The 10562-nt window shown below is 58.9% G+C and carries 8 protein-coding genes and 3 pseudogenes; 4 read left to right on the top strand and 7 right to left on the bottom strand.

Going from position 1 to position 10562, the window contains the following annotated elements:
- The 3 genes and pseudogenes from cpsB to J2W36_RS26365 form a co-directional block, all read left to right on the top strand.
- Positions 1 to 180, top strand: a pseudogene (gene cpsB / locus J2W36_RS26355) (mannose-1-phosphate guanylyltransferase/mannose-6-phosphate isomerase); the annotation flags it as partial.
- Between the two features lie 312 nt (positions 181 to 492).
- Positions 493 to 714: a hypothetical protein gene (locus J2W36_RS26360; protein WP_307692759.1), complete on the top strand. Its 222-nt coding sequence runs from the start codon at positions 493 to 495 to the stop codon at positions 712 to 714.
- Between the two features lie 176 nt (positions 715 to 890).
- On the top strand, positions 891 to 1979 hold the full coding sequence (locus tag J2W36_RS26365) for an acyltransferase family protein (protein WP_307692760.1): 1089 nt from the start codon (positions 891 to 893) through the stop codon (positions 1977 to 1979).
- 202 nt (positions 1980 to 2181) lie between these two features.
- Here J2W36_RS26365 and J2W36_RS26370 read toward each other — a convergent pair whose 3' ends face one another.
- On the bottom strand, positions 2182 to 2781 hold the full coding sequence (locus J2W36_RS26370; RefSeq protein ID WP_307692761.1) for a GDSL-type esterase/lipase family protein: 600 nt from the start codon (positions 2779 to 2781) through the stop codon (positions 2182 to 2184).
- A 181-nt stretch (positions 2782 to 2962) separates the two neighbouring features.
- Here J2W36_RS26370 and J2W36_RS26375 point away from each other — a divergent pair.
- Positions 2963 to 3759: pseudogene (locus J2W36_RS26375) on the top strand (transposase family protein); the annotation flags it as partial.
- 31 nt (positions 3760 to 3790) lie between these two features.
- On the opposite strand, the gene J2W36_RS26380 reads toward J2W36_RS26375, so the two are convergent.
- The 6 genes and pseudogenes from J2W36_RS26380 to J2W36_RS26405 form a co-directional block, all read right to left on the bottom strand.
- Positions 3791 to 4648: an SGNH/GDSL hydrolase family protein gene (locus J2W36_RS26380; RefSeq protein WP_307692762.1), complete on the bottom strand. Its 858-nt coding sequence runs from the start codon at positions 4646 to 4648 to the stop codon at positions 3791 to 3793.
- 385 nt (positions 4649 to 5033) lie between these two features.
- Positions 5034 to 6185 carry a sensor histidine kinase gene (locus J2W36_RS26385; protein WP_307692763.1) on the bottom strand — a complete coding sequence of 384 codons (1152 nt, stop codon included), beginning with the start codon at positions 6183 to 6185 and terminating at the stop codon, positions 5034 to 5036.
- Between the two features lie 37 nt (positions 6186 to 6222).
- Complete coding sequence (locus J2W36_RS26390; protein ID WP_307692764.1) at positions 6223 to 9249, bottom strand: YjbH domain-containing protein; 3027 nt, start codon at positions 9247 to 9249, stop codon at positions 6223 to 6225.
- A complete protein-coding gene (locus J2W36_RS26395) occupies positions 9246 to 9860 on the bottom strand; it encodes a hypothetical protein (RefSeq protein ID WP_307692765.1) in 615 nt (204 codons plus the stop codon). Before J2W36_RS26395 ends, J2W36_RS26390 begins: the two co-directional genes overlap by 4 nt.
- 137 nt (positions 9861 to 9997) lie before the next feature.
- On the bottom strand, positions 9998 to 10288 hold the full coding sequence (locus J2W36_RS26400; RefSeq protein WP_307692766.1) for a hypothetical protein: 291 nt from the start codon (positions 10286 to 10288) through the stop codon (positions 9998 to 10000).
- A gap of 127 nt (positions 10289 to 10415) precedes the next feature.
- Positions 10416 to 10562 (bottom strand): annotated as a pseudogene (locus J2W36_RS26405) (UTP--glucose-1-phosphate uridylyltransferase); the annotation flags it as partial.

The following is a 10562-nucleotide window of genomic DNA, read 5'->3' on the forward strand; positions in this document are numbered from 1 at the left end:
GTGCGCGAGAACGAGTCGATCTACCTGCCGCTGGGCGCCGTCCACCGCCTGGAGAACCCGGGCAAGACCATGCTGGAAGTGATCGAAGTGCAGACTGGCGGGTACCTCGGCGAAGATGACATCGTGCGCTTCGACGACACCTACGGTCGCGTCACCTCCATCACCGCACGCGCCAAGTGACGACACTGCCTGATGTGATATTGAAGATAAACATTAAAGCCTGCCAGTTGGCTTCTTAACGATCTTGAGCATCTCAACTTGTTGTTGAGGCGAGAGCGAGTGGGAGTCAACAGCGGGGCAGCCATACCGTCATCTTTGACGTAAAAGTAGGGTGCCGGTGTGTCCAGCACTGACGCACGCCGCTCGACTGTCAACCAGTCGGGCGCGTGCTTTCCCCATTCGTACTAGTTCATTTGCGCGCTGGCCGACATTTCGTCGATGCCTGTTAGAACGCCTAGTCGTTCCTGAGAAATGCCGATACCGTACCTAACCATGCTCGCCGTCGAATCTGAGTGTCCCGGCATCGTCACCCGCGAGATCCGGTTCTTCGGCGTCTTGGTTGCGGGCTGGGCCGGAACGGCTGTGTTCGTTCAGCCAGCGCGTCTTGCGCGCAACCGGCTCTATGGCAAGAACGCCAAGGCCCGCGGTGGCGTGGACGAAGATCCACTCCTCGCTGCGGACCCCCTAAACGACCGGAGCCCATTATGTATCTGACCCCGTATTTCTCACTCGAAGAGTCACGATACCGCCTGCCTTTGATCAATGAGAGAGTCGCGCTGTGATCGCACGTTTGAGATGTAAGCATTCGTGAACTCCGACCATGCCGGTGCCATAAAAATTAAAATTGCGTCGCGCGTAGCTTTGAAAAATTTTTACAACGGCAAAAAATCATGAAATTTATTCATCCGCTAACAAGCTTGCGAGCTTTTCTTGCGATTTGGGTCTTGTGTCGTCATTGGTTTTATAACTACGATGGGGCGGATGGGGTATTTTTCAAGCTATCATTTAGCACTCCGATTTTTGATAAAGGCTATTTGGGAGTTGATGGATTTTTCATCCTAAGTGGTTTTATACTGACCTATAACTACTCCAGGAATGGCGAGGTTCCTTCAAATTACGCAAGATTTTTGCTTGCACGTATTGCGCGAATATATCCGGTTCACATTATTTGTTTGCTTGCCGCTGCTGGGATGATTTTAGTTAAGCATTTCGTTATGCATCGCCCTGCAATTGGTGTTGACGGAAATACTGGATTTGCCTTTTTAAGCAATCTGGTGTTGATGAATTCATGGTTTCCGGGGCTAAGTAATGGGTGGAACGATGTCGCATGGTCTGTGAGTGCAGAATGGTTCGCCTATCTGTTTTTCGGAGTCTTTTTGTGGATTGCACCTGCAAAAAAACACGTCAAATGGCTTATGTTACTTCCTGTCCTGGGTTTGGCCTTGGTGGAATGGGATGGGGGCAGAAACCAGCTTTCACTCCCTGGCAGTCTATGGCGCCTGATTCCTGAGTTTTATTTGGGTGTATGCCTGTGCCGTACGCGGCAAATGGGCGGTGGCCAGTTTCTAGGTAAATGGGGTTCATTGGCCGCATTTGCCTTGGTTGTTTTGACGCTATTTATCGGAATTGACACTCTTGTTGTTGTTTCGTTGGCGCTGCTGATATATTCGCTATCCTTCTCGGAGGATGTTGCAACGCCTGCGATGTCGCTACCTGCGTTAATTTATCTAGGGGAAATTTCCTACTGCATCTACATGGTGCAGAGAATTCCCCAGTGGATATATTCTGTCGCGAGAAAGTCAAGTAGTATTATATATTTATTGCCGGTGCCAGTTCAAGTTGCAATATTGTTGGGCATGACGATTTTATTTGCGGCATTGCTTCATCATCTAATAGAAAATCCAATGCGCACACGCATCAATCGATTGGGTAAGAAAGGGGGTGTTGGGCAGTCGCCTGTGAAAAGCGCGGTGACTTAGCCCGCCCCAAGCTCTGAAATTGGTCGCTCGCACGCAGTTGCACACTGTGGCGAGAGTGTGGGATGCGCCGGAGACGCCGTGTTAAAAGTAGTGCGGTATGTCGCGCGCGCTCTAGGTGAAGATTACGCTGTTCAAAGACCGCCAATCTCCGCGGACACAGCATAAAGAAACAGCATAAAGAAACAGCATAAATTTTGATTATTCAGCGCTTGGCGCAAGTCACGAGAGAAGAAATCTTCTTCGACCACAAGTTGTAAGCGGGCTTCTGTAGATGTACTCCATCTTTCACTCTAAGATATTGAATATCAGCCCCGTCTATTCCCGGATCAACAAAATCAATTGAAGATTTCTGAGAGATTTCGGCTATGCCTGCGTTCAGTTGTTGTATGGATTGATTGTATTTTGCATAGTCCGGCATTCCGTCAGAAGCCTCCGGAACCTTCAATGCAATTACCCTCGGCGTAAGTGACGTGAGCTTTGTAAGGACTCGCTGATATTTGACCAGCGTTTCGTCAACGGTCTGGCCACGCCAGATGTTATTTGTCCCCATCATCACAAAGACAACATCAGGCTTTGCTGCGGATACTTGTGCTAGGCGGTTCTCGATATCTTCCACCTTACTGCCCGAAACGCCCATATCTAGAACTTCGCAGGCAGGGAACGTATTGCCCCACTGATTGCCGTGTGTCAGTGAGTCGCCTAACATCACAATCCGTTGGGCGGCGGCCTCTGGCGGTTTGGTGGCACAAGCTGAAATTAGAGCGATAGAGAGGATAGAGCAGTAGAGAAGGCGATTTTGCATAAAGGTATTTACGTTTTTGAAGATGAGTAAATAGATCAATAGAATAAGGATTGATGGGTTGTCACTTCATACGGTGGATGCCTTTATCAAATAAATTGACTACTAGATTGATGTGCAAGAGAGCGAAAAGTTCGACGTATCAAAGACTATTACAGTAGGCATGAGCATACTGTCTCCAGCGGCCGGTGATTGTGCCCATGCCAAGCAGTTCGAGCGCGAGAAGAAGCTGCTCAGGCGCCAGCGCACAGTGCAGCGCGAGCTCAGCGAGTTGCCCGCGGCTTCTTCGCCTGCCGTGGATCGCTTGCACAAACTGATGGGCCGCGCCGAGCGCATCCGCAGTCAGCGTCCGAAGAATAAGAACAAGCTCTATGCCCTACACGCGCACAAAGTCGACTGTATCGGCAAGGTATGGACAGGAAGCCCTATGAATTCGGCGTGAAGGTCAGCGTGGCCGTCACGCACAAGCAGGGCCTGATGGTGTGCGCTCGCAGCTTCACGGGCAATCCGTACGACGGCCACACGCTGGCCGAGCAACTCGGACAGGTCAGGATCCTGACGAAGGACATCGGTGGCAGCCCGAATCAGGCGATGGTGGCCCTGGGGCTCCGGGGCGTGGACGTGGCCAATTTAGGCATTGTGATCATTTATCGCGGCGGCTTCAGATCATTGATCTATGCGCAGCGGCGCTGGCGCTGGCTCAGGCGCAGGCAGGCAGTCGAACCGGTCATCGGTCATCTGAAGCACGACAACGGGATGGATCGGTGCTGGCTGCAAGGTGCAACCGGTTATGCGTTGCATGCGGTGCGGTGTACGGCGGGCTACATTCGCTGGCTGCTGAGCGCCATTGTGCGCGTGGGGCTCAAGGGCCTTTGGTTGCACCTGATCGCGGTCATCGCGCTCGCCCTCAGAGGCGCAATCCTTAGACCAGCGGTCTCTGATGCCTGTGCGCTTCGCCAACGCACTTCATCATCGGATTGAGCTTGGGAATAAATTTCGCAGGGCTGACTAATCAGGAGGGGAAGAGCAGCGCGTCCAACTCGGGAGATATGACTTCGGCAAGCTTCTTGTAGCCTCCCGCGTTGGGGTGGATCTCATTGAGCCAGTCGCCGTCGTTGCCGGTGGTGCCGAGCCGGGCTCGGACCAGCGTGCCCTTGGTTTTGGCGATCACGTGAAAGTTGTCGATCAACGCCGACAGTTCGACAAGGGTTGCCGCCAGCGATTCGAAGATGTAGTCGGCAATCGAAATCCAGAACGCCTCTGGCACCTTCGCCGTCATGAGCGCAGGGTACAGCCACGGGCCTTTGAGGCTGAACCCGACGATGTTGGCCTTGGCATTGCGGGGTGTCGGATAGTCGTAGACGTGCGTCACGATGGGCACGCCGGCGTTCTTGCCACTGTCGCGCAGCTGCGCAAGTTGCCGGTGGTAGCGTTGGATGTTGGCGCGAATGCCGGCCAGCTCGATGCGGTCGATGTAGTCCAGAAAGTGCTGGCCGGCCCCGACGGAGGGTTCGCAGATGACGTTGAAGATGTTGTCGATCAGGTCGTTGCCGCCGCCGCTGACGAAGATCGCGTCCCACTGGGTTTCAGCCAGCGTCCGCTTGAGCGGCGCGTTGGTCGAAGGGTTGGTCATGTTGAGCAACGTGTCGCCGGGCGTGGCCAGGTTCATCAACAACGTCTTCTGCCGAAACTGCAGGGGAAACAACAGGTTGGACGAGGGAATCGCACCCAGCGAAAACCACGAATCTCCTTCGCACAACACGCGCTTGCCAAACTGCGGATCGTCGGGGCCACTGATGCTTTGGGGGCCGTAGGCGTCTGTGTCGTAGCCTTTGAAACTGACGACTTGCGCGGCGTGGTCGAGGGACATGTTGATCTCCGTGAACTGCGAACACAGCCCTCCAAACAATGAAAGGCGTGCAGAACTCTGAGATCAAATGCTAGGCTGCTGTTACATGTTTGGCATCGCATGTTTCAGGTATTGCGCGAGTGGAGTGGTAGCTGCACCTTGCGATCTAACTTATGTAACTAAATAATTCAATACTAGATTGTTTGGTAACGAGTCGTAAGCTCATTCATCGTGAAATACGACAATGATTCCAATACCGGTGATGCCGACTTCGTGTCATACGAATGCATTACTGAGAACGGCAGACAAGAACCGCCCCTGAGTCCTCGTCCTGGTGCGCCAGCGATAGGGCTGGGCGAAATTCGACTCGGCGTCCTGCAACTGTTGCAGTTGCTGGACGAACCGCTCAAGTAGAAGAAACAGGAGCGGACAAGGGAAGGCCAGGAGCCTTCGGCAGCTCGATGGTGAAGCAGACGTGGTTTGCCACGCATGTGCCAGTGGCCTCGCCGTCGTGCGCCCTGGCGATCTGGCGGGTGATGAACAGGCCCAACCCCAGGTGCGTGTGCTGCGCGCCCTCCGACGATGGCGTGCTGCGTCGGTACAACGGCTCGAACAGCATGTCGATTTCTTCAATCGGTATTTCGCCGGCGTTGTCTACCGAAATGCGGACGTGCTGGTCGTCGCCTTGAACGCACACCACGGTCGGCTGGCTGGGGTCGCTGTGCTTGACGGCGTTGGAAACCAGGTTTCCAAGCGCTTCGCGCACGCGCGAGGCATCGAATTCGCCCTGGGTGTCGCCCGTCACCTGGTAGTCGATGTGCGCCTTGGGGTTGGCTGCACGGAGCAGTTCGAGCTCGTCGGCGCACGCGGCGCCCAGGTCGGTGTGCGACCGCGCCAAAATCATGCCGACACCCAGGCTCGAGCGGCTGTATTCCAGCAGGGAATCCAGCAGCGATGCGAGCCGCTTGACGCCGCGCGCAAGCATGGCCGTGCGTTTGGAGTCGCCGCCGGCCTCTTTGCGCATGAGTTCCACGGTGAGCGAGATGGCGTCGAGCGGCCCCCGCAAGTCGCGGCCGAGAACGGCCAGGAAGATGTGCCGCCACCGCTCCCGCTCGCTTTCGTAGAACTCAACGGATTCGGCCACGGCCTGGTCAATGGCTTCGTTGAAGCGCAGGATATCGTTGGCCGCTGCCTTGCCGGTCGGGTAGTCGTCGGCCGGAAAGGAGTCTGTCCAAAGCCGCAAGACACTGGAACGCAGCGCACGGTATTCGGCAACCACCTGTTCCACCGACAGGCCCAGTTGGGCGCGCAGCAGTCCGTGCGTTTGGGCCGAAGTGGGTACATCGGCGGGAGGCGCATCGCCCAGCGACTTTTGTATCGATTCCGCCCGCGTTTCCGGCGTGCGCAGATCGGCGGAAATGACTTTCAGCAGCTCCGGCAGATGGTCGCGAAGGGCTTTGGTGTCCAGCTTGCTCAGGACCGGAATGGTCCGCGCAAAATCAACAGTCGCATCGAGAATGTCTTCGCGAGCACTTTCCAGAAAGTTGGCAAGTTGCAATGGGTCCTTAGCGTGATTGGAAAGCCGATGCCGCCGATCAACGCGCCTTGTCGAAGTCCAGAATGTTGTCGCCGGCGTTCGGTGTGTCGGCCTTGGGCGGCCCCATGCTGAAGGCGCGCGGGTCGCGTGCGGAGGTCATTTCGTAGAGCGTGTTGCTGCGGGCCAGCTTGGCACCGCCGTCACGCGTCACGGGCACCCAATTGAAGTTGGCAACGAACGAGCTCGACCGTGGGAGCAGGGCGTCGAACGGAATCGAGATATAGATGCCCTTGTCGAAGCTGCCTTCGCCGAACTGGGCGGCCGACACGTTGGTCTTGGTCGCGTAGGCGCCAATGGCCACGCCGTTATCGAAACGACGGCTGATGTCCACCGTCACGCCGCGGTCGCCCGCGAGGTACTGGCCCGCGCTCACCTTGGCCAGCACGCCGTACCAGCCAGTGTCCCAATACAGGGTGGCATGGCCGGTGTTGACCTTGTAGTCGCGCAGGCTGAAGTCCTGATCGAAGCCGCGCTGCCGCACGTGGTTCACATCCACGCCAAAGGCCACGCGGCTGTGCCACGGCCGGTACAGCCATTCACCGCCGACGCCGGCAAACATGCTTTCCAACGCGCCACCGTACATCGAGAAGTACTGGTTCTCGCTGAGCTGCCCCGCATGCGTGAGCTGCAGGTTGGGTATCGTCACGCGGCTGCTGGTCACGTATTCACGTTGGTAGGTGCGAACGCGGGGCAGGTTGCTGGGTGCCGTGTAGGTGAACTTGTCGTAGTTGTCCAGCAAGCGCGCATTGACCGAGCCATTGGCCCAGGTGTTGCTGGTAAAGCGGTATTCCGCCGAAGCTTGCACCCCGATCTGGTACAGCAGAAAACCGTCTGGCCCACCCAGAATCTGGGTGATGCTGGGCGTGATGCCAAAGCTGAAGTTGTCGCGTGGGCGCGTCCACGGGCCGGTGATCGTGCTGGCATCTGCCGATGCCGTGCTGCCGTTGGCTGCGGCCATGGAGGCGCGCTTGATCTGGGGCTCTGGCGCCGGCGCATATTCGCGCTGGATGGGTTCGCGCGCAGCGCTCGGCGGCAGGGCCTGGTAGTGCGCGGTGACCCACGCCGTGCGGTCGACCACCTGCGCGTGCATGGGAATGCCGCGCTCGGAAAAATGCAGCACGAAGTTCTTGACGGATGCAGGTGCATCGCGGTGGAGCACTGCAGTGATCTGCTCGACGCGTGCCTCCCGATAGACAGTGTTGCTTTCGGTAATCCACACATGCAGCGATTCGCCTTGCGGCGCAATGCGCTCGACGAGCCAGCCGGTGCGTGACTCGATGTCGGCTGCCGTGGTCGGCCAGCCGGGCGATTGGGCGGGTGCCTGCGGTACGAAGCGCGGTGTGGCCGGGTCCGCGACCTTGGTCGTGCTGGCTTGCGCCAGATTGGTGGACAAGGTCACGCCGAACATGACCTTGTTGCCGCGCTCGATGCCTGCGCTGAACTCCACGCCGGGCGAAAGGCGATACACCAGACCGACATTGATCGGGGTGCGCTGGTCAAAGCTGTTGCTCAGTGGCTCATTCTTGTAGTCGTTGCCGTCGTATTCGACCTTGAGCGTCAATGGCTCCCACGGTGTGCGCCATTCGACGCCGCCGAAGAGTGCGGCAGGGCCGCGAAAGTAGTTGCCGAAATTGGTCTTGCCCGACACCGTGACCGAATTGTTCGACGCAGGACGCGTGGCGAATCGGTCACCCAGCAATTTGAACGGATTGGATATATTGCCGCTGTTGGCCATATAGCCCCAGCCCATGCCCAGGCTGAAGTCGAAATCTCCGACGCGCTTGCTGCCGACGAAATACTCGGAAGAAAAGAGACCGGTACCCCCCACGTCGCGGAAGCCCAATGCCACCTCGGGCAGATAGGCCGATTCCTGCCAAAGCCGGGCTTTGACGTCGATGCTCTTGTCCTTGTAGTCCTGGTCACTGATGCCGTAGATGCGGTTGCTGATCGACGTATAGCGAAAGCCGCCTTCCAGCCAATCGAGCGGCTGGAACATGACGTTCAGGCGGGAATACGGAGCAACGTGCGTGTACGAGGCGCGGAATTCACCGGCCTTGGCCATGCGTGCGGTCGGCGTCTGCAAGAGGCCGATTTCGCCCCAGTCGTTGCCGGTGTAGTCCACACGCTGGTATTGCGGCGCCACCTCGGGTCGCACGGAAATCGTGGTCGCCGGCACGGGCAGTGGCACGGGTGCGGGCGGCGGCGCTGCTGCCGGGTCGGTCGTGGTCAGCGCCGCACCGGCCGGCACCAGCCGTTGCAGTGGCGAGGGGCCTTGCGTGGCCAGGAAGCGCACCATGCCTTCGGAAATGGCAACGAGGTCGGGCATGCTGCGCGGCGGTGCCCAGATCCATGCGCCGGGCGCGGGCTCGTCGGACGGTGCCGCGTTCCACGACGCGACACCCACGCGGGCGGTCCGGCCATCGGGCTGGGCCACCCAGGCGAAATCGGTCGCGTCGCCCATGCCGCAGGCCTGCGCGTAGTCCAGCGCGAGCCGGCCGGCAGTGTGTGCTACCTGGCACACGTCGCCATTGGGACGCACCACGGCCACGGTGTCTGCACGCGGGGCGGGAATGAGTTGCTGGCCCGTCACCAACACAGGGTCTTGTGCCGGGTGGGTCTGCAGGTAGCTCGCATCGAGCTGGCCCAGGGCCACGCGACCGGTGACCGGCATCTGCTGCAACCAGGTCAGCAGTTGCTGGCGCGATGCAGCCTCGGCTGCAGGGAGCCGGCGCACCGACGTCTCCAGCCGCACGAGCAAGGTGTTCTTCAAGAACTGCTGGGCCAGCCGCTCTTGCGGCACCAGCCACGACAGGCCGGGCGTGGCGGCTTCGGCGGGCTGGCGCTGCAGCCAGTCACTCAGGCGTTCACCGGCACGCACGCTGCCTGGGCCTTCGAGGCCCGTGGGGGTGGTGGCGTTCGCCGCAGGCGTTTGCGCGTGGGCTGCGCAAGTGGCCAACAACAGGCAGGCGGCAGCGACGTGGCTGCGCTGGGGAAGAAAGCGTGGGGCGTGGGTGCGCGTTGTCATGTGCCGGAGCGCGTGGGGTTTGCGGCTACCGGCGAATTCGGTGTCCACCGTTCGAAGCTCATGCATAGATCTGTGGTGAGACACTGTTCAGAATAAATGACCTGCGGCGCGCCCGAAGCCACCGAAACCGCAAAAAGCGCGGGTGGCAACGATGCTGCTGCGGGGGTTGACGCACTGCGTTCTTCATACCACTGCAGGCTGGCTGCGGCAGTTCCCTTGATGCCGCTCGACCGCGGCGGTGCAACAGGTGTGCGCACCACTTCGTCGCGGATGCTGAAGCGGTAGCCGGGCATCACGTCGCGCTCGCGCACAAAGCGCGTGGCAGCAGTGCTCCAGGCGGGCAGGGCAGGGGCGGGGTTGAAGCGGGCCTGTCGCCAGTCGACCGGAAGGCCCGACGTGCTGTAGACGCGGCCGTCGAGCAGCCGCACGACTTCGCCGCCACCGCTGTACCAGACTTCGACGGTGCCTTCAGGGCGTTGCTCGGTGTTGCCCAGGGCGAGATAGAACACCTTGCCGTTGAACACCGTGCGGAGATAGCGGAATTTCGGATTGAACGCCGAGGCGTCAGGCTCCGGGCTGCCTTTGTAGAGCGTTGTGACCGTGTCCACCATGGCGGTGGTACCCGAAGAGCAACCGCTGATGCCCAAAAAAAATGCTGTCAAAAGGCAGCATTTTTTCAGCGCTGCGGCATAAGCCGCATGCGGAGCTCTCAGCGATCGCCCTCCCTGTGAAGGAAGGGCGCGCGCCATCAGCGAACGGTACCGGTGGTGCCGGTCGTGCCGGTGGTACCGCTGGAGTTGCCGCTGTTGCTGCTGCCTGCGACGGCAGCCACAGCCACGACAGCGGCGGCAATGCCGACGCCAGCGATGGTCAGGCCACCGCCGACAGCAGCGCCGGCTGCACCAGCGCCGGTGCCGGTGCCGCCAGTCGCCGTGGTTTCAGCCACAGGCACTTGCGAAGGAGGAGGAGTCTGAGCGAAAGCAGGGGCAGCAGCCAGCGTAGCGATCGACAGGGCGGAAACCAGAGCAGCAATCTTCATATAAGTCCTCACAGATTTGTAAACAGAATATGGAGAGATTATCAGCAACATCTGTGCACCGCAACAATATTTGGCCCGCGTGCGCCCGTACATCGTTGTTGTGAAACACAAATCTGGTGAAAAGCGGTCAAAGTGCCAGGCTTTTCATGTACGCGCGAAATTGCGCGCCCACTTCGGGATGCGCCAGCGCCAGTTCGACGGTGGCCTGCAGAAAACCTTCCTTGGCGCCGCAGTCGTAGCGCGTGCCCTTGTATGCGTAGGCGTACACGGCTTC

The organism is Variovorax ginsengisoli, from assembly GCF_030811835.1.
Taxonomy (GTDB): Bacteria; Pseudomonadota; Gammaproteobacteria; order Burkholderiales; family Burkholderiaceae_C; genus Variovorax; species Variovorax ginsengisoli_C.